This is a genomic window from Burkholderia sp. LA-2-3-30-S1-D2 (genome assembly GCF_001523915.2).
Taxonomy (GTDB): domain Bacteria; phylum Pseudomonadota; class Gammaproteobacteria; order Burkholderiales; family Burkholderiaceae; genus Burkholderia; species Burkholderia diffusa.
In genome coordinates this window covers 475432-493101 of record NZ_CP013384.1, presented here as the reverse complement: position 1 = coordinate 493101, position 17670 = coordinate 475432, and the positions used below count along the sequence as shown (strand labels likewise).

At 68.1% G+C, this 17670-nt stretch carries 16 protein-coding genes; 2 read left to right on the top strand and 14 right to left on the bottom strand.

Annotated elements, in window-relative coordinates; genetic code table 11:
* Positions 1–98: 98 nt before the first annotated feature.
* The 7 genes from WS66_RS14900 to WS66_RS14870 form a co-directional block, all read right to left on the bottom strand.
* On the bottom strand, positions 99–833 hold the full coding sequence (locus WS66_RS14900) for a GntR family transcriptional regulator (RefSeq protein WP_059599884.1): 735 nt from the start codon (positions 831–833) through the stop codon (positions 99–101).
* Positions 834–1153: 320 nt separating this feature from the next.
* Entirely contained in the window at positions 1154–4372 is a 3219-nt protein-coding gene (locus WS66_RS14895) for an error-prone DNA polymerase (RefSeq protein WP_059599883.1), read from the bottom strand.
* 6 nt (positions 4373–4378) lie between these two features.
* Positions 4379–5866, bottom strand: a complete 1488-nt coding sequence (locus WS66_RS14890) for a Y-family DNA polymerase (protein ID WP_059599882.1) — start codon at positions 5864–5866, stop codon at positions 4379–4381.
* Complete coding sequence (imuA, locus tag WS66_RS14885; RefSeq protein WP_059599881.1) at positions 5799–6506, bottom strand: translesion DNA synthesis-associated protein ImuA; 708 nt, start codon at positions 6504–6506, stop codon at positions 5799–5801. The genes WS66_RS14890 and imuA overlap by 68 nt, the downstream gene beginning before the upstream one ends.
* 296 nt (positions 6507–6802) lie before the next feature.
* Positions 6803–7597, bottom strand: coding sequence for an ABC transporter ATP-binding protein (locus WS66_RS14880; RefSeq protein ID WP_059599880.1), 795 nt, complete (start codon positions 7595–7597; stop codon positions 6803–6805).
* Between the two features lies 1 nt (position 7598).
* Positions 7599–8495, bottom strand: coding sequence for an ABC transporter permease (locus WS66_RS14875; protein ID WP_059599879.1), 897 nt, complete (start codon positions 8493–8495; stop codon positions 7599–7601).
* A gap of 139 nt (positions 8496–8634) precedes the next feature.
* Positions 8635–9600 carry an ABC transporter substrate-binding protein gene (locus WS66_RS14870; protein ID WP_059464458.1) on the bottom strand — a complete coding sequence of 322 codons (966 nt, stop codon included), beginning with the start codon at positions 9598–9600 and terminating at the stop codon, positions 8635–8637.
* Positions 9601–9946: 346 nt separating this feature from the next.
* Here WS66_RS14870 and WS66_RS14865 point away from each other — a divergent pair, with 346 nt between their 5' ends.
* A complete protein-coding gene (locus WS66_RS14865) occupies positions 9947–10255 on the top strand; it encodes a VF_A0006 family four-cysteine protein (protein ID WP_059599878.1) in 309 nt (102 codons plus the stop codon).
* Positions 10256–10364: 109 nt separating this feature from the next.
* On the opposite strand, the gene WS66_RS14860 is transcribed toward WS66_RS14865, so the two are convergent.
* The gene (locus tag WS66_RS14860) at positions 10365–11180 is read right to left on the bottom strand and encodes a MetQ/NlpA family ABC transporter substrate-binding protein (protein ID WP_059599877.1); all 816 of its coding nucleotides are present in this window, start codon (positions 11178–11180) and stop codon (positions 10365–10367) included.
* Positions 11181–11376: 196 nt separating this feature from the next.
* Complete coding sequence (locus tag WS66_RS14855) at positions 11377–12945, bottom strand: methyl-accepting chemotaxis protein (protein ID WP_059599876.1); 1569 nt, start codon at positions 12943–12945, stop codon at positions 11377–11379.
* Between the two features lie 200 nt (positions 12946–13145).
* Here WS66_RS14855 and WS66_RS14850 point away from each other — a divergent pair, with 200 nt between their 5' ends.
* Positions 13146–13436: a YciI family protein gene (locus WS66_RS14850; RefSeq protein ID WP_044848209.1), complete on the top strand. Its 291-nt coding sequence runs from the start codon at positions 13146–13148 to the stop codon at positions 13434–13436.
* Between the two features lie 151 nt (positions 13437–13587).
* Here the strand turns inward: WS66_RS14850 and WS66_RS14845 are convergent, their stop codons facing one another.
* The 5 genes from WS66_RS14845 to WS66_RS14825 are packed head-to-tail and all read right to left on the bottom strand — an operon-like array spanning position 13588 to position 17670.
* Positions 13588–14205 carry an SCO family protein gene (locus WS66_RS14845; RefSeq protein WP_059599875.1) on the bottom strand — a complete coding sequence of 206 codons (618 nt, stop codon included), beginning with the start codon at positions 14203–14205 and terminating at the stop codon, positions 13588–13590.
* Between the two features lie 18 nt (positions 14206–14223).
* The gene (gene cyoE, locus WS66_RS14840; protein ID WP_006477738.1) at positions 14224–15126 is read right to left on the bottom strand and encodes a heme o synthase; all 903 of its coding nucleotides are present in this window, start codon (positions 15124–15126) and stop codon (positions 14224–14226) included.
* Between the two features lie 8 nt (positions 15127–15134).
* Positions 15135–16247: a COX15/CtaA family protein gene (locus WS66_RS14835; RefSeq protein ID WP_059599874.1), complete on the bottom strand. Its 1113-nt coding sequence runs from the start codon at positions 16245–16247 to the stop codon at positions 15135–15137.
* Positions 16248–16272: 25 nt separating this feature from the next.
* Positions 16273–16899, bottom strand: a complete 627-nt coding sequence (locus WS66_RS14830) for an SCO family protein (RefSeq protein WP_059599873.1) — start codon at positions 16897–16899, stop codon at positions 16273–16275.
* A 60-nt stretch (positions 16900–16959) separates the two neighbouring features.
* Positions 16960–17670: an SURF1 family protein gene (locus tag WS66_RS14825; RefSeq protein WP_059599899.1), complete on the bottom strand. Its 711-nt coding sequence runs from the start codon at positions 17668–17670 to the stop codon at positions 16960–16962.

Sequence of the window (17670 nt, the reverse complement as noted above, 5' to 3'; positions counted from 1 at the left end):
TTTCTCTTGATGATCTGGTGACGCGGACATCCGCGTCGCGATTTGCAAATCCGTTGTACTTCGTTGCGCCGCGCGTGGCGCGCGGGCAGTCTCGCGCGTCAGCGTTTCAGTTCGGCGACGAAGTCGTAATAGTCGTCGCGGCAATACGTTTCGGACACTTCGATCGCGCGCTGGTCGGCACCGTAGCCGATGCGCGTGATCACGAGCAGGGCCGAGCCTGGCTTCACTGACATCCACTTCGCGATCTCGTGCGTCGCGTTCGCCGCGCGAAAGTGCTGCAGCGCGCGCACGACGGTCATCCCGCGCGCGTCGAGGTATTCGTACAGCGACGCGCCAAGCGCCTGAGGATCCGGCACCACCGCGGCCGGCAGCGTCGAATGCTCGACGGCCATCACGATGCCGTCGGCGCGGCGCAGCCGCTCGAGCCGCGCGACCGTCGCGCCCGGCGCGAGGCCGAGACGCGTGATCTCGTCGCGGCTCGCGGTGCGCAGCGTTCGCGACAGCCACACCGAATCGGGCACGAAACCGCGCTGCCGCATCTTCGCGGTGAAGCCGACGAGACGCGACAGCGGATCGGCAACGCGCGGCGTGATGAAGCTGCCCGCCCCGCGCGCCCGCTTGATCAGCCCCTGCTCGACCAGCAGCGCGAGCGCACGGCGGGCCGTGATCCGCGACACGCCGACCGTTCCCGACAGCAGCCGCTCCGACGGCAGCGCCTCGCCGGCCCGCCACGCGCCGGCGTGAATCGCGCTCGCCAGGTTGCGGGCGAGCTGCAGATAGAGCGGCGTGTCGTCGAGGGGATCGGGCGCCAGTTCGGACCAGCCGGTTTCCATGTGCCTCCGGGTGTCGGACGACGACCTCGGGCCGTCGAAAGTGAACGCATTATATAACCACAATAATACCAGTCAACAAACTGGTATTAGTGACGCGAAAATCGCCGAAAGCCTTGCCCGGCAAGCGTTTTAGTTGCCATAAAGCCTTTGTTTACAAAGCGATGCAGGATAGGGATTTACCCGGATTGGTATGCAAGGGGACAGTTCCCGGGCCAGATTTCCCAGGCTTGGGAAGCTGGAAACGATACCGGAATAGAACCAGTTGGGCCGACTGGTATGCATGCGGCGGCAGCGCGCGGGCGGCGTGCCGGCGCGCCGTGTCAGTGGAACTCGCGGCTCGACGTGCGCAGCCCGCCGAGCAGCGGCGTCAGATCCTCGAAATGCTGCGCGACGAGGTGCCTCACGTCGCTGACGACCTGCCATACGCCCGATGCCGCGAGCAGTCGCGAATCGAGCGTTTCGCGGCGCTGCCGCGCGAGCAGCTCGGGCCGCACGATCACGTTCACGCAGCCCGTCTCGTCCTCGAGCGTCATGAACATCACGCCCTTCGCGGTGCCTGGCATCTGCCGTGCGGTCACGAGCCCGCACGCGCGCGCGAGCCGGCCATCGGGACGGTCGCGCAACTCGGCCGCGGACGACAGCCGCTGCGCGCGCAACGCGGGCCGCAGCAGCGCGACCGGGTGGCGGTTCAGCGTGAGGCCGGTGGTGTGATAGTCGGCAAGGATGTCGTCGGCTTCCGACGGCGCGCCGAGCACGGGCTGCTCCGTTTCGTCGATCGGCGCGGCGGCGAGCAGGTCGCGCTCCGGTGCCGCGGCGACGGCCTGCCACAGTGCATCGCGGCGATGGCCGGCGAGCGTCGCGAGCGCGTTCGCGGCGGCGAGCGCTTCGAGATCGCGTCGTTCGAGCTGCGCGCGGCGCGCGAGCGCGTCGACGTTCTCGAACGGGCCGGCCGCGCGCGCGGCCTCGATGCGCCGCGCGGCAGCCTCGCCGAGGCCGCGCACGAGCGACAGGCCGAGCCGCACCGCGGGCTGACCATGCGGCGGCGGCTGGCCGGGCAGCGCTTCGAGCGAGGCTTCCCAGTTGCTTTGCGTCACGTCGATCGGCAGCACCTTCACGCGATGACGCTTCGCGTCCTGCACGAGTTGCGACGGCGGATAGAAACCCATCGGCTGGCTGTTCAGCAGCGCGGCGAGGAAGATCGCCGGTTCGTGGCATTTGAGCCAACTGCTCGCATAGGCGAGTTTCGCGAAACTGGCCGCATGGCTCTCGGGGAAACCGTATTCGCCGAAGCCCTTGATCTGCTCGAAGATCTGCTCCGCGAATTCGCGTGTGTAGTTGCGTTCGAGCATCCCGTCGACGATCTTGTCGTAATACTTCTCGAGGTTGCCCTTGCGTTTCCACGCGGCCATTGCCCGGCGCAACTCGTCGGCCTCGCCAGGCGTGAAGCCTGCCGCGACGATCGCGATCTGCATCACCTGTTCCTGGAAAATCGGCACGCCGAGCGTGCGTTCGAGCACTTCCTTGAGCGCATCGCTCGGATACGTGACCTCACCCTCCTCTTCGCCGGCCATGATCCTGCGCCGCTTCAGATACGGATGCACCGCGCCGCCTTGAATCGGACCGGGCCGCACGATCGACACCTGGACGACGAGATCGTAGTAGTTGCGCGGTCTCAACCGCGGCAGCATCGACATCTGCGCACGCGATTCGATCTGGAACACGCCGACCGTATCGGCGCGGCAGATCATGTCGTAGGTTGGTTCGTCGTCCTGCGGAATATGCTTCAGCGTAAACGGCTCACCACCCGGCTCCGGCGGCCCGCGCCATGCGGTGCGCATGTCGAACGCGCGATGCAGCGCCGACAGCATGCCGAGCGCGAGCACGTCGACCTTCATCAGCCCGAGCGCCTCGAGATCGTCCTTGTCCCATTGAATCACGCGCCGCCCGTCCATCGCCGCGTTCTCGACCGGCACGAGCCGCGTGAGCTTGCCGCTGCTGATCACGAAGCCGCCCGAATGCTGCGACAGGTGGCGCGGAAAGTTGAGCAAGCGCCCCGCGAGTTCGGCCCATGCGCGAATGATCGGCGTAGCCGGGTCGAGGCCGGTCGTCGCGAATTGCTGCAGCAGGTCGCGGCTGCCGTCGAACCAGCGATGCCCTTTCGCGACGCGATCGATCAGCATCGGATCGACACCGAGCGCCTTGCCGGTTTCGCGCAGCACGCCGCGCGGGCGATACGTCGAGACCGCCGCCGCGAGTGCTGCGCGATCCTTGCCGTATTTTTCGTAGATATGCTGAATGACCTCTTCCCGGCGCTGATGCTCGAAGTCGACGTCGATATCCGGCGGCTCGCCGCGCTCCTCGCTGATGAAGCGCTCGAACAGCATCGTGCTCTGGTCGGGATCGACCTCGGTGATGCCGAGGCAGTAGCAGACGACCGAGTTTGCCGCCGAGCCCCGGCCCTGGCACAGGATGTTCTGGCTGCGCGCGTATTTGACGATGTCGTAGACGGTCAGGAAGAACGGTTCGTAGCTCAACCTCGCGATCAGGTCGAGTTCATGGCGGATCTGCTTCTCGACCTTCTCCGGAATGCCTTGCGGATAACGCCCCGCTGCCCCCGCGAAGGTTTCCTGTTCCAGATAGCGCGTCGGCGTCAGCCCCTTCGGCACGATCTCGTCGGGATACTCGTAGCGCAGCGAATCGAGTTCGAAAAGACAAGCATCGAGAATCGCGCACGTCTCCGCGATCTCCTCCGGCGAGTACAGTTGCCCGATCCGCTGTCGCGAACGCAGATGCTGTTCCGCATTCGGCGCGAGCGCATAGCCGCACTCTGAAACCGGCATCCCGACGCGGATCGCCGTCATCACGTCCTGCAGCGGCTTGCATGAACGCCGGTGCATCGTCACATCGCCAAGCGCGACGATACGCACGCCGCGCCGCGCGCCGGCCGCACGAATCTCCTCGCGCTGCGCACCGTCCAGCGCGCGCTGCAACTGCACGAGCCCGAGCCGCGCCCGTTCGCCGAACGTCGCGCGAAACCACGCGACCTGCGCATCGAGTACATCAGCACGCACCGGATACGTGGGCACGAGAATCGCGAAGCAGTCGGGCATGCCGCGCAAGTGGGCAAACTCGGCAGGCGGCGCCGACAGCATCCGCGACGTCAGCTTGTAAGTGCCCTTCGGCGCTGCCATCCGCCGCCACGAGATCAGCTCGGAAAGATTGCCGTAACCCTCGCGGTTCTGCGCAAGCAACACGAGCCCGAACGCGCCGGGGCCCGGGTCGTGGCCGGGCGCGACTTCACCCGGCGTGACTTCGAAATACGAACCGATGACGAGCGGCAGCCCTTTCGCCTTCGCCGCGACATGCATGCGCGGCGCACCTGCGAGCGAGCATTCGTCGGTGATCGCGATCCCGCGATAGCCGAGTTCGGCCGCGCGCTCGACCAGCTCGTCCGCATGCGACGCGCCATGCAGGAACGAAAAGTTCGATCGGCAGAACAACTCCGCGTAATCGGGCAGCCAGCTGAATTCTGCAATCATGACGGCTCACCCGAACAGGCCGTGCAGGAACCAGCGCGGCTCGGACTCGCTCCCCGCCCGTTCCTTGAATACCCAGTAGCACGCACCGACCTCGTCTTGCGCGACGTAGTAATCGCGTGCGGCCAGTTGCCCGTCGAACCACCCGGCTTCGATCCGCTCGGCCGACGACATCATCCTGAGCGGCGTATGGAACACCGGCCGGTTCTCGCGCATCAGGAGCGGCTGCGGCTCGGCCAGCAGCCATGCGGGGCGCGGCGGCACGGCCGGCGGACCAGCGGCCGGCTTGCCTGCTTGCGCATCGAGCGGCAGCCAGCGGTTCGCGGCCTCGGGCCGGTGATCGGCAACCGGCGCCGCGCGCAGCACGTTCTCCGCGCCGAGCCGTGCGATCAGCAGTTCGAACAGCCGCGCGCGCGTCTCGCGCGTGCCGCCCGGCTCGGGAAAGAGATCGTCGGCCGGCGGCGCGACCGATTCGACGCGCGTGGCCTTCAGCCGCACCGCGATCACCGCGGCCGGCAATTCGACGCGCGCGAGCCGCTCGCCGAGCAGCCGCATGAAGTGCGTCTCGTCGCGCACGGGCGCGGCGAACGCGAGTTCGAGCGGTGTCGGCGGCACGGCCTGACGGCCGCGCTCGTGCTCGAGATCGAACGTCATCGCGGCCAGCGACAGCTGCCGCGCGGCCAGCCACCCGCAGAGCTGCACGACGAGCCGCCGCGCGGCGAACAGCACGGCTTCCGCGTATTCGACGCGCTCCGGCAATTCGAGCCGCACGTCGAACACGGGCGGCACCGCCATCCACGCAAGCGGCTCGACCGCATCGCCGTACGCGCGATCGAGTGCGGCGAGCAGCGCCGGGCCGCAGCGGCGCTGCAACCCCGCGCGCGGCAAGCCGCGCAGATCGGCGAGGGTGCGGCAACCGAGGCCGTCGAACCAGCCCGCATACGGGCGCGCGTCGGGCAGCAACGCGCACGGCAGCCCATCGAGCGCGCGAACCAGCGACGCAGGGGCGGCCAACCGGCGCCGGATCCGCGCGCGGGCCGAGACACGCGCGAGCAGCCACGCACCGCGCCCGGTCGGCGCGGCGGACAGGCGCGCCGCATAATCGAGCGCCGCGAGCGTCGCGCGCACCTGGCGGCACAGCGACGGCAAGCCGCCGAACAGGCGCAGGCTCGGACCGACGTCGACGATCAGCGTCGCTTCGTCGTCGAGCGCGACGCACGGCGAGAAGCGCAGCAATGCGAGCGCGACCGCGCGCAGCGCATCGGCCTCGCGCGCGGGATCGCGTTCGACGAGTTGCGTCTCGGGCGCGAGCGTCAGCACGCCGCCGCGCTTCATGCCCGCGCGCACGCCTTGCCGGCGCGCGGCTGCATCGGCGATCAACACGACGCCTTGCTCGAGCACCGCGCAGCCGACGCCGCCGGCCGCTGCGTCAGACGGCTGCGGGGCGCACACGTCGAGCGGCAGGCGCGGCAGATGGATGCCGAGCAAGACGCGCATAGCGGCTCTCCACGATGGGCGACGGCAGGTCGAGCACGAGCGGCTCGCCGCTCGCAGGCCCGCGACGCTTGACGATGTCGAGCGACACGCCGCCCGGCACGGGATACAGCGCGACGCGCAGCACGGCCGGCGACGGCTGCCGCGCGGCCGACAGCGGGCGCAGCATCACGAACAGCGTGTCGCCCGTGCGCGCGGCCGCGAGATGCAGGCGCCGCAGTGCATCGGGCCGCGCGTCCTGCCAGAGCAGCAGCGCGCCGCAACAGCCGGTCTTGAGCGCCTGTTCGGCGGCCCATAACGCATCCGTGCGGCTGCCGGCGCGCAGCCACAGCAACGCGTCGGCCGGCACGCCGAGACTGGCGAGCGCGGTCGCATGCGGCGCTTGCGGCGGCGCGACGAGCGCGAGCGGACGCCGCGCGCTGACGGTGCGCGCGAGCGCGGGTGCAAGCAGCCGCATCTCGCCGCAGCCCGGCTGCGCGGCCAGCAACTCGACGAGCCCGCCGACCGGCCAGCCGCCGCCCGGCAGCTCGGCGGACAGCTGCGCAAAGCCGGTGTCGATCGTGCGCAGACCGCCGCGCGCGAGCTGCGAGCCACGCCAGAGCGATGGATGAAGGGATTCGGGAGAAATGGAGGATGCGAGCATGACGCCACCCACAACTGTATGGATATACAGTATATGGCAATGCGCTCGCATCGCACAGCGCCGGTGCGAAACCGGCTTTTGTCGGAGCAAAAAACGGGGAGAAAGCCGGCGCGCCCCGTCATGCTACGGCGCGCCGGATCGGGCGTGGCCGGATCGCGCCGCCCGAACGCCCGCCCCAACCATCCGGCCCGATGCGGCGCACGCGCGCCGAATCGCCCGGCCGGATCGGCATGCCAACCCTCACGCAAACCGGCACGATGCAGCACCTCGCACCGCGCCGGCCCGCCCGCCGCGCGTCAGCCGAGCAGCAACGCGTCGTCGTCGAGCTGCTCGTGCCGCACCTTCTCGAACATCTGCAGCAGGTCCGGCACGTCGAGCCCGCGGCGCTGGTCGCCCGACACGTCGAGCACGACCTGCCCCTGGTGCAGCATCACCGTGCGGTCGCCGTAGTCGAGCGCCTGCCGCATGCTGTGCGTGACCATCATCGTCGTCAGCTTGCTTTCGGCGACGATGCGCGCGGTCAGTTCCAGCACGAACGCGGCCGTCTTGGGGTCGAGCGCGGCCGTGTGCTCGTCGAGCAGCAGGATCCGCGACGGCCGCAGCGACGCCATCAACAGGCTCACCGCCTGCCGCTGGCCGCCCGACAGCAGCCCGATCCGGTCGGTCAGCCGGTTCTCGAGACCGAGGTTCAGCAGACGCAGCTTGTCGCGGAACAGCTCGCGCGACGGACGGTCGAGCGCGGCCCGGAAGCCGCGCCGCACGCCGCGCGCCGTCGCGAGCGCCATGTTCTCCTCGATCGTCAGCGCCTCGCAGGTGCCGGCCATCGGATCCTGGAACACGCGCGCGACGAGGTGCGCGCGGTCCCACGCGGGCTGGCGCGTGACATCCGTGCCGTCGATCGCGATGCGTCCCGAATCGACGCGCTGGTCGCCGCTGACCGCATTGAGGAAGGTCGACTTGCCGGCGCCGTTCGAGCCGATCACCGCGACGAACTGGCCGTCGGGAATCTCGAGCGACAGCCCGCGCAGCGCACGCGTCTCGATCGGCGTGCCGGGATTGAACGTGAGTTTCAGGTCTTGTGCGGACAACATGTCAGGCCCCTCCGTTCTTGCGCGCGAACAGCTTCTTGCGCGTCGCCGGCAGCACCAGCGCGATCGTGACGAGCGCAGCCGTCACGAGGTTCAGGTCCTGCGCTTTCAGGCCGATGAATTCGCTGTTCAGCGCGAGCGCGATGAAGAAGCGATAGACGATCGCACCGAGCACGACCGCGAGCGTCGTCAGCACGAGCCGGCGCGCGGGCAGCAGCGTCTCGCCGATGATCACCGCGGCCAGCCCGATCACGATCGTGCCGATCCCCATCGAGATGTCGGCGCCGCCCTGCGTCTGCGCGAACAGCGCACCGGCGAGCGCGACGAGCGCGTTCGACAGCGCCATCCCGGCGAGCGTCGCGCGGCCCGTCGCGATGCCCTGTGCGCGCGCCATCCGCGGGTTCGCGCCGGTCGCGCGCATCGCGAGGCCGAGCTGCGACGAGAAGAACCAGTCGAGGCCGAGCTTCGCGACCACGACGACGATCGCGAGCAGCGCCGGGCGCAGCACGTAGTCGGGCATCCAGTCGGGCTGCAGCACGGTGAAGATCGTCGGCTCGGTGATGAGCGGCACGTTCGGCCGGCCCATGATCCGCAGGTTCACCGAATAGAGCGCGATCATCATCAGGATGCTGGCGAGCAGGTCCATGATCTTCAGACGCACGTTGAGCCAGCCGGTGACGAAGCCGGCCAGCGCGCCCGCGACGATCGCGAGCACCGTCGACGTGAACGGGTCGTGGCCGGCGGAGATCAGCGTCGCGGCGACGGCGCCGCCGAGCGGAAAGCTGCCGTCGACGGTCAGGTCGGGGAAGTTGAGGATGCGAAACGAGATCAGCACCCCGAGGGCGACGAGACTGAAGATCAGGCCGATCTCCAGCGCGCCCAGAAACGAGAACAGAGACATGATGGGGAAATCCTGTTGCTTCCCGGCCTCACGTGTACGGCCGGGCGAAGCGGATGGGCGGCCCCGGGTGGGAGCCGCCCGTCCGGCGGTTTCGTTCGGGCCCGGATCGGGCCCGCAAGCGCGGCGGTCGGGCCGCGGCTTACTTGATGACCGTCTTCGCTTCCTTGAGCAGATCCGGCGACAGTGTCACGCCCTGCTTCGCGGCCGCGCCCGTGTTCGCGAATAGCTCGAGGTTGCTGCTCGTTTCCGACGCGATCGCGCCCGGCTTCTCGCCCTTCAGGATGCGCGCGACGACCTTGCCGGTCTGCCGGCCGAGGTCGCCGTAGTTGATGCCAAGCGCCGCGATGCCGCCGCGCTTCACACTGTCGGTGTCGCCGGCGACGAGCGGGATCTTCGCTTCGTTCGCGACCTTCACGAGCGCTTCGTATGCGGACACGACGTTGTTGTCGGTGTTCGTGTAGATCACGTCGACCTTGCCGATCAGGCTCTTCGCGGCCGGGCCGATGTCGACGGTGCGCGGCGCGGCCGCTTCCTTCAACGTCATCCCCTGCTTCGCGAGGATCTCCTTGAGCTCCTTCACGACCACGACCGAGTTCGCCTCGCCCGGGTTGTAGACCATGCCGACCGTCTTCGCCTTCGGCACGACGCGCTTGATCAGCGCGACCTGACGGTCGAGCGGCAGCTTGTCGGAGACGCCCGTCACGTTGGTGCCCGACGGGCCCCAGCCCTTCACGAGCTGGGCTGCGACCGGATCGGTCACCCCCGAATAGACGACCGGCACGCTCTTCGTCGATGCAACCACCGCCTGCGCGGCCGGCGTCGCGATCGCGACGATCACGTCGGGCTGGTCGCCGACGAACTTGCGCGCGATCTGCGCGGCCGTGCCCGTGTTGCCTTGCGCGCTCTGGTATTCCCACTTGAGCTTGTCGTCGCCGTAGCCTTGCGCCTTCAGTTCGGCGCGCACGCCGTCGCGGATCGCATCGAGTGCCGGGTGGTCGACGATCGACAGCACCTTGACCGTCTGTGCGTGCGCGGCGCCCGCGAGCGCGAATGCGGCGACGCCGGCCGTGATCGAACGGATCGCGAAAATCTTGAAACGCTTCATGGGTGAGTCTCCCCCGTATTTGTGTCGGTTCTGGATGATGGATTCCCGCCGCCGTCATGCAGGTGCCGAGCACGCGCAACCGGGTGACGGTGTGGGCGGCAGCGGCCCCGCGCGGGCCCCGGGAAGGCGCGCGGCGGCGAACGCCCGAGGATACCATTTCCGCAGACCACCACCTGACTTCGCGCTTTCGGGCGTCCGGCCGGCACACGCGGCCGCCGAGCCGCTGCGAAACGCTCGGGAAGCCCGGCCGGCGGCGCTTGGCGCCGGCCCCGGCGCAACACGTCAGCCGCGTTCACAGCTTTACGTTATGCTGTCCGCGGACCCAATCCACACCAACGGAGCGTGCATGAAACGGGGAATCCGTGCGATCGCGTGCGCGGTCGTCGCGCTGGCGCTGCCGGGTGCGGCATTCGCGCTGACCGACGGCTATGCGCAATACGACGACTGCATGCTGGGTGCGCTGCGCGAGAGCCGCAACGGCGCGGCCGCGCAACTGATCCAGCGCTCGTGCGACGCGCTGTACCGCAACAACGCGATGCTGCTGCCGCGCGAGCGGCGCTTTCACGAGTGTGTCGTGCAGTCGCTGCCGGGCGTGCGCGACAACTACGCGATCCAGCAGATCATGGCGATCTGCTCGCGGCGCGGCGAGATGTGAGCCAGCGCTGAACGCCGGGCGCCGCGCAATGATCTGCGGCCGCGCCAATGAAAAAGGGCCCGCGCGAGGCAGGCCCTTTCGTTTCAGCTGTCCGACCGGTGTGCGGCGTTCAGAACGACGCGACCATCGAGCCCTTGAACTGCTTCTTGATGAATTCCCGCACTTCCGGCGACTGGTACGCCTTGACCAGCTTCTTCACCCACGGCTGATCCTTGTCCTTCGCGCGCACGGCGATCAGGTTCGCATACGGGCTCGTCAGCGATTCGAGCGCGATCGCGTCCTTGGTCGGCTGCAGGTTCGCGGCGAGCGCGTAGTTCGTGTTGATCACGGCGGCGTCGACATCCGACAGCACGCGCGGCAGTTGCGCGGCGTCGAGCTCGGAGATCTTCAGCTTCTTCGGATTCTCGGCGATGTCGAGCACCGTCGCGTTGTTGCCGCCCGTGCCGGCGCCGGCCTTCAGCTTGATCACGCCTTGCGTCTGCAGCAGCAGCAGCGCGCGGTTCTCGTTCGACGGATCGTTCGGCACCGCGAGCTTCGCGCCTTGCGGCAGGTCCTTCAGCGCCTTGAACTTCTTCGAGTACACGCCGATCGGCGAGATGTAGGTCAGGCCCGCGCTGACGATCTTGTAGCCGCGCTGCTTCACCTGGCTGTCGAGGTAGGGCTGGTGCTGGAAGCTGTTCGCGTCGAGGTCGCCCGCATCGAGCGCCGCGTTCGGCTGCACGTAGTCGTTGAACTCGATGACCTTCACGTTCAGGCCTTCCTTCTCCTTCGCGACCTTCTGCACGACCTGCCACACTTCCGCATCCGGGCCGGCGACCGTGCCGACCTTGATGACCTTGTCTTCGGCGTGCGCGCCCGCCGACAGCGTCAGCGCGGCACCGGTGGCCAGCACGGAAAATACCTTCAGGAGACTGCGACGCTTCATCTGTTTCTCGCTTTCTTGCTAACTGAAAATGGGGCGCGATACGGGTATCCCCGAACTCGCAGGAAGGGGCAAATGGTGTCACAGGATCGGCCGGAAGTGAAATACATCCCGCTCATATGGGTATGCACCGCAGCGGTGCTGGCGAACGATGCGCGACCAGGCCGCTACCACGCCGCCATCAGGCCGTTAGCTGCGCTCAATGCACGCGGCCACCGGCATCGGCGACCCGGAACGCGCTGATCGCGTCGCGCAGCCGGCCGGCCTGCTCCTGCAGCGACGCCGCGGCCGCGCTGGCCTCCTCGACGAGCGCCGCGTTCTGCTGCGTGACCTGATCCATCTGTGTGACCGCGCGCCCAACCTGCGTGATGCCGCTCGCCTGCTCTTCGGACGCCGCCGCGATCTCGCCCATGATGTCGGTCACGCGCGCGACCGCCTGCAGGATCTCGCCCATCGTCGTGCCGGCCTGGCCGACCAGCGTCGAGCCGTTACGCACGCGCTCGACCGAATCGACGATCAGTTCGCGGATCTCCTTCGCGGCCGTCGCGCTGCGCTGCGCGAGCGAACGCACCTCGCCCGCGACCACCGCGAAGCCGCGCCCCTGCTCGCCGGCCCGCGCTGCCTCGACCGCCGCGTTCAGCGCGAGGATGTTGGTCTGGAACGCAATGCCCTCGATCACGCCGATGATGTCGGCGATCTTGCGCGAGCTGTCGTCGATCTCGCCCATCGTTCCGATCACGCGACTGACGACGTCGTTGCCCGCCCGCGCGATCTCCGATGCGTTGTTCGCGAGCCCGCTCGCCTGCCGCGCGTTGTCGGCGTTCTGCTTCACCGTCGCGGTCAGCTGCTCCATGCTCGCGGCCGTTTCCTCGAGCGACGCGGCCTGCTCCTCCGTGCGCTGCGACAGGTCGTCGTTGCCGGACGCGATCTCGCGGCTCGCCGACGCAATCGACTCGGCCGACTGGCGGATTCCGCCGATCGTCGCCTGCAGGCGCGCCTGCATGTCGCGCATCGCCGCCATCATGCTCGTGTCGTCGCCTGCGCGCACCGGCACCGGCCGCGTGAGGTCGCCCTGCGCGATGCGGGTCGCCAGCGCGGCCGCTTCGTCCGGCTCGCCGCCAAGGCTGCCGCGCACGTTGCGGATGATCACGAGCATCGCCGCGCTGATCGCGAAGCCGATCGCGAACACGACCGCGAGGTGGCCGAACAGCGTCCGGTAGTAGACGGTATCGATGTCCTTGAGGAACACGCCGCTCGAGATGTTCCAGTCCCACGGCGCGAAGTGCGTGACGTAGCTGATCTTCGGCACCGCGGTCTCGCTGTGCGGCAGCCGCCCGCGATACTCGGCGAAGCCGCTGCCGGTCGCCTTCGCGGCGTTCAGGATCGTGACGAACAGCGGCTTGCCGTCCGGGTCGAGATAGTCGCCGACCTGCGTGCCGACAAGTTTCGGCAGCGTCGGGTGCATCAGCACGACGGGTTTCGAATCCATCACGAACACATAGCCCGACTCGCCGTAGCGCATCGCGGCCACGCTCGCGAGCGCGTCGCGCTTCGCGTCGGCCTCGGACAGCGTGCCGCTCTGCGCGAGCGCGTGATATGCGCTGACGATGCCGGCCGCCGAGTCGACCAGGTTGGCGATGCCTGCCTTGCGTTCGGCGAGCATCGTCGCGCGCGTCTCGTATGCGCTCCATGCGCCGACGCCGAGCAAGCCGATCCATACCAGCGCAAGCGCGAGCCACAGCTTGCGATTCAAACTCATTCTGCTCATCAGCGTGCCTTGTTGTCGAAGTCGATGCCCGCGATACGCGCGAACGGCCGGTCGCGCGCAAACGGTTGCCTCCGTATTTACGGCAACGAGACTTACAACTTGAATACACGCACGACGGCCGGCACGACACGGGACAGCCGCTGTGCTAAAAAGACCGGCTGACCGGCACACGACGCGCCGGCGACATTCCAGGGCCATCCATGTACGTCATCGACATCCACTACAACGCGTCGCTCGAGCGCATCGACGATGCGCTCGAACGCCATCGTGCGTATCTGCAGCCGCTGTTCGAGCGCGGCATCTTCATCGCAGCGGGGCCGAAGGTGCCGCGCGAAGGCGGCGTGATCCTCGCGGCCCGCATCGACCGCGACGAACTGGACGCGATCCTCGAGACCGATCCGTTCGTGACCGAAGGGCTCGCGACGTATCGCGTGACGGAATTCCGGATCACGCGTGCCGCGCAGGGCTTCAACGTGCCGGCACTGCCGTAACGCGCGCCGGCGCGCGAATGCGCGCACGCACGCCGCCTCGCGAGGCGGCGCATGCAGATCGAGGGGAAACAGGAAGAATGCGTGACGGCGCATCGCGGCCGTCACGCGTTTCGCCGGGCGAACGCCCGGGCGAACATGCGGCGCGCGCCGCTCAGTCGACCAGCAGCTTCAGGTCGTGAACCCACGGGCCGGGGCCCTGGCCGTCGCGCACGAACAGGCGCAGCTTGCCGTCGCGGTCGAACACGTAGCTCGCGGCGGTGTGATCCATCGTGTAGCTGCCGGGCGTCTTGCCGGGCACCTTCGCGTAGTACACGCGGAAATCCTTCGTGACCTTCTTGAGCGCCGCTTCATCGGCCGGCCGCAGGCCGATGAACGACGGATCGAACGCGGGCACGTACTGGCCGAGCAGCGCCGGTGTGTCGCGCTCCGGATCGACGGTGACGAACAGCACCTGTACGCGCTTCGCGGCGTCGGGCCCGAGCTGCTTCAGTGCTTCAGACAGTTCGGCCATCGTCGTCGGGCACACGTCCGGGCAGTGCGTATATCCGAAGAACATCACGACCGCACGGCCCTTGAAGTCGGCGAGCGTGCGCACCTTGCCCGTCGTGTCGGGCAGCGAGAAATCGCTGCCGAACTGCGTGTTGCCGGTGATGTCGAGATTCTGGAACTTCGGCGCGTTGTCGCAGCCGGCGAGCAGCGTGGCTGCCGCGAATGCGCACGCGAGCATCCAGCCTTGGCGCGCGCGGCGCCCGAACCATGAATGGAGCATTGCGTTCAAACCGTGCGGTTACACGCCGAGCAGCGGGCGTGCATAGTGATCGACGAGCAGCGCGGCGAACAGCAGCGACAGATAGACGATCGAGTAGCGGAAAGCCTTGCGGGCGAGTTCATCCGAATAGTCGCGGTGGATCTTCCAGGCATACGCGAGGAACACCGCGCCGAGCAGCACCGCGCTCGTCAGGTAGACGGCCCCGCTCATCCCCGAGATGAACGGCATCAGCGTGACCGCGAACAGGATCACCGTGTACAGCAGGATGTGCAGCCGCGTGAATTTCTCGCCGTGCGTGACGGGCAGCATCGGCAGGCCCGCGTTTTCATAATCCTTGCGGCGATACAGCGCGAGCACCCAAAAATGCGGCGGCGTCCACACGAAGATGATCAGCACGAGGATCCAAGCATCGCCGGGCACCGCGCCGGTGACCGCGGCCCAGCCGAGCGCCGGCGGCATCGCGCCCGATGCGCCGCCGATCACGATGTTCTGCGGCGTCATCGGCTTGAGCAGCAGCGTGTAGATCACCGCATAGCCGACGAAGGTGGCGATCGTCAGCCACATCGTCAGCGGGTTCGTGAACGTATAGAGCGTCCATGCGCCGACACTGCCGAGCACGGCCGAGAACAGCAGGATCTGCGGGGTCGTGATCTCGCCGCGCGCGGACGGACGCCATGCGGTGCGCCGCATCATCGCGTCGATCTTCTGTTCGACGAGGCAGTTGATCGCGAACGCCGCGCCGGCCAGCAGCCAGATGCCGACGGTGCCGCCGATCAGCACATGCCACGGCACCATGCCCGGCGTCGCGAGAAACATGCCGATCACCGCACAGAACACCGCAAGCTGCGTGACACGCGGCTTCGTCAGCGCCATGTACTGAGAAAACCGGCTACCGGGCGATTGGGAAAGGGTGCTTTGCATGGGGGCGGTCACGCCGGGGCGGCGTCGCGCGCGGGCTGCGCGACACGGCCGGGGCGGCTTGAAAGGATGCGAAAGTTTAACATGACGACGAGCAGCAGCAGGATCGCGGCGCCGCCGTTGTGCGCGACGGCGACCGGCAGCGGCCACTGCAGCACGATGTTGGTCAGGCCCGTCAGGAACTGCAGCAGGACCACCAGCAGCACGCCGTTCGCGGGCCGGCGCAGCGACTCGAAGCGGCGCATCTTCAGCGCGAACGCGACCAGGAACGCGACCACGACGAACGCGAACGTGCGGTGCGTCCAGTGGATCGCGACCAGCGCGTCCTGCGTGATCGCGTCGCCATCCTTCGTCATGCCGAGCGCGCGCCACAGATGGAAGCCCTGCTCGAAATTCATCGGCGGAATCCACTGACCGTTGCAGGTGGGGAAGTCGGTACACGCGAGCACCGCGTAGTTGGTGCTCACCCAGCCGCCGAGCGCGATCTGCACGACCAGCAGCACCAGCGCCGCGAGCGCGGCCGCGCGGTAGCGGCCGGCCTTCGGGTCATGCGACGGCAGCGGCGTCTGCCGCGCCGCGAGCCAGCCGAGCGTGCCGAGCAGCGTGAGGCCGAGCAGCAGGTGCGTCGTAACGATCACCGGCTGCAGCTTCATCGTGACCGTCCACGCGCCGAACACGCCCTGCACGACGATCAGCAGCAAGAGGCTCGTCGGCCACCACGGCGACACGTGCAGCGGGCGGCGGCGCAACCGCGCGGACCACGCAATCACGACCTGGGCGATGATCAGCACGCCGATCGCCATCGCGAAATAACGGTGGATCATCTCGATCCACGCCTTCGTCATGCTGACGGGGCCGGTCGGCATCGCCTGGTGCGCGGCCGTGATCGCGGCGTGCGCGATGAACGGCGACGACGTGCCGTAGCAGCCGGGCCAGTCCGGGCAGCCGAGGCCCGAATCGGTCAGCCGCGTGAAGCCGCCGAACATCACGAGATCGAGGGTCAGGAACGTGGTGATCCACACCAGCTTGCGGAACTTGTCGTCGTCGGCCTTGACCCACACGTACGACAGCGGCAGCAGCGCGATGCAGAGGCCGATCAGGCCGAGTTGCAGTAGATACGACATTGAATGGTTGCCTCGTCGTCTCGCCTTAGCCGATGCTCGACCACTTCAGCAGCTTCGTGACGTCCGCCTTGATCTTGCTGGGGTTCGGGTCCTTCGGGAAACGCATCATCAGGTTGCCGTTCGGATCGACCATGTAGATGTGGTCGCTGTCCTTGGTGCCGGCTTCCGCCGGCAGCCACGCGGCGACCGCGGCCGGATCGGCGACCAGCCGGCGCGTGTCCGGATAGGCCTCCAGCACCTTCGGCGGTACCGCGCCCGCATCGCTGCGCAGCCATACCATCGTGATCCGGTGCCGCTCGCCCGCCTGCGTGACGCGGACCTGGCGCATGAAGTAGAGCTTTTGCGCGCAGGCGTCATCGCACGCGCTGCGGTCGGTCATCACGAACAGCCACACGCCGCGCAGCGACGACAGCGGCACCGTCTTGCCGGCTTCGTCGGTCACCTGCAGGTCGGCCGGGATCGGCCGCTGCGGCTCGATCAGCGTGCCGTAGTTGGTCGAGCCGCCCTTCGGCTTGATCACGTAATAGGTGAAGTACGACGCGATGATCGGTGCTGCGCACACGAGACCCAGCAGCACGAGCATCCAGCGGCCGCGCTTGCGGGCCGCGGGCGAAATCGGCGCTGAGGCCGGACCCCGACGGGAAGATTGCATGGACAAATCAGACCTCTCGAAACGAACCCGCGGCGCGTGCGCCGCGTCCTGTCATGGCGCTCACGCGCCGGCCGATTTCTTCGCCGCACGCCGCGCGGCGTACAGGCCGAAACCGAGCGCGGCAGCCGCCATGGCCCACCACTGAAACATGTAACCGTAATTGCGCTCGACGCCGGTCGTCGCCGCCGGCCAGTCGCGCACGAGCTTGTCGCCATCGTCGCTCGTCTGCTGGATCACGAACGGCTGCAGCGGCAGCCCCGTTTCCTTCGCATACGCGGCGACGTCCAGGTTCTGCCGGATCTTCTGGTGCGCGGCCGAGCCGCCTTCGCCAAGCTCGAACGCGCGCGACGCATCGGCCCGCGCGATGCCTTCGATCTCGATGTCGCCATCCGGCGTCGAAAACGGCTCGATCGCCGTGCGATCGGCGATGTTGCGCGGCAGCCAGCCGCGGTTCACCAGCACGACGCCGCCGCCCGAGAGTTTAAACGGCATCACGACGTAAAAACCCGGCTGGTCGTTATACGGTCGATTGTCGAGGAACACCGCTTGCTCCGGCAGGAAGCGACCCCTGGCCCGCACGCGATGGAACTCGATCGACGCGAGCGGAATCGGCTGCGCACCGACGTCGACGGGCACCGCGTGCTCGTAGCGCACGATGCTCGCCTGCAGCGCCTCCTTCTGATGCGCACGGTCGCGCTGCCAGAACCCGAGGCGAATCGTGACCGCGACGATGGCGAGTATCAGCAGCGCAGGCAGCCAGCGGATCCTCAT

Coding starts and splice junctions, on each gene's coding strand:
- WS66_RS14900 (WP_059599884.1), bottom strand. CDS start 833: ATGGAAACCGGCTGGTCCGAACTGGCGCCCGATCCCCTCGACGACACG.
- WS66_RS14825 (WP_059599899.1), bottom strand. CDS start 17,670: ATGAGGATCCGCTGGCTGCCTGCGCTGCTGATACTCGCCATCGTCGCG.
- cyoE (WP_006477738.1), bottom strand. CDS start 15,126: ATGCAAAGCACCCTTTCCCAATCGCCCGGTAGCCGGTTTTCTCAGTAC.
- WS66_RS14830 (WP_059599873.1), bottom strand. CDS start 16,899: ATGCAATCTTCCCGTCGGGGTCCGGCCTCAGCGCCGATTTCGCCCGCG.
- WS66_RS14850 (WP_044848209.1), top strand. CDS start 13,146: ATGTACGTCATCGACATCCACTACAACGCGTCGCTCGAGCGCATCGAC.
- WS66_RS14895 (WP_059599883.1), bottom strand. CDS start 4,372: ATGATTGCAGAATTCAGCTGGCTGCCCGATTACGCGGAGTTGTTCTGC.
- WS66_RS14870 (WP_059464458.1), bottom strand. CDS start 9,600: ATGAAGCGTTTCAAGATTTTCGCGATCCGTTCGATCACGGCCGGCGTC.
- WS66_RS14835 (WP_059599874.1), bottom strand. CDS start 16,247: ATGTCGTATCTACTGCAACTCGGCCTGATCGGCCTCTGCATCGCGCTG.
- imuA (WP_059599881.1), bottom strand. CDS start 6,506: ATGCTCGCATCCTCCATTTCTCCCGAATCCCTTCATCCATCGCTCTGG.
- WS66_RS14875 (WP_059599879.1), bottom strand. CDS start 8,495: ATGTCTCTGTTCTCGTTTCTGGGCGCGCTGGAGATCGGCCTGATCTTC.
- WS66_RS14865 (WP_059599878.1), top strand. CDS start 9,947: ATGAAACGGGGAATCCGTGCGATCGCGTGCGCGGTCGTCGCGCTGGCG.
- WS66_RS14845 (WP_059599875.1), bottom strand. CDS start 14,205: ATGCTCCATTCATGGTTCGGGCGCCGCGCGCGCCAAGGCTGGATGCTC.
- WS66_RS14860 (WP_059599877.1), bottom strand. CDS start 11,180: ATGAAGCGTCGCAGTCTCCTGAAGGTATTTTCCGTGCTGGCCACCGGT.
- WS66_RS14890 (WP_059599882.1), bottom strand. CDS start 5,866: ATGCGCGTCTTGCTCGGCATCCATCTGCCGCGCCTGCCGCTCGACGTG.
- WS66_RS14880 (WP_059599880.1), bottom strand. CDS start 7,597: ATGTTGTCCGCACAAGACCTGAAACTCACGTTCAATCCCGGCACGCCG.
- WS66_RS14855 (WP_059599876.1), bottom strand. CDS start 12,945: ATGAGCAGAATGAGTTTGAATCGCAAGCTGTGGCTCGCGCTTGCGCTG.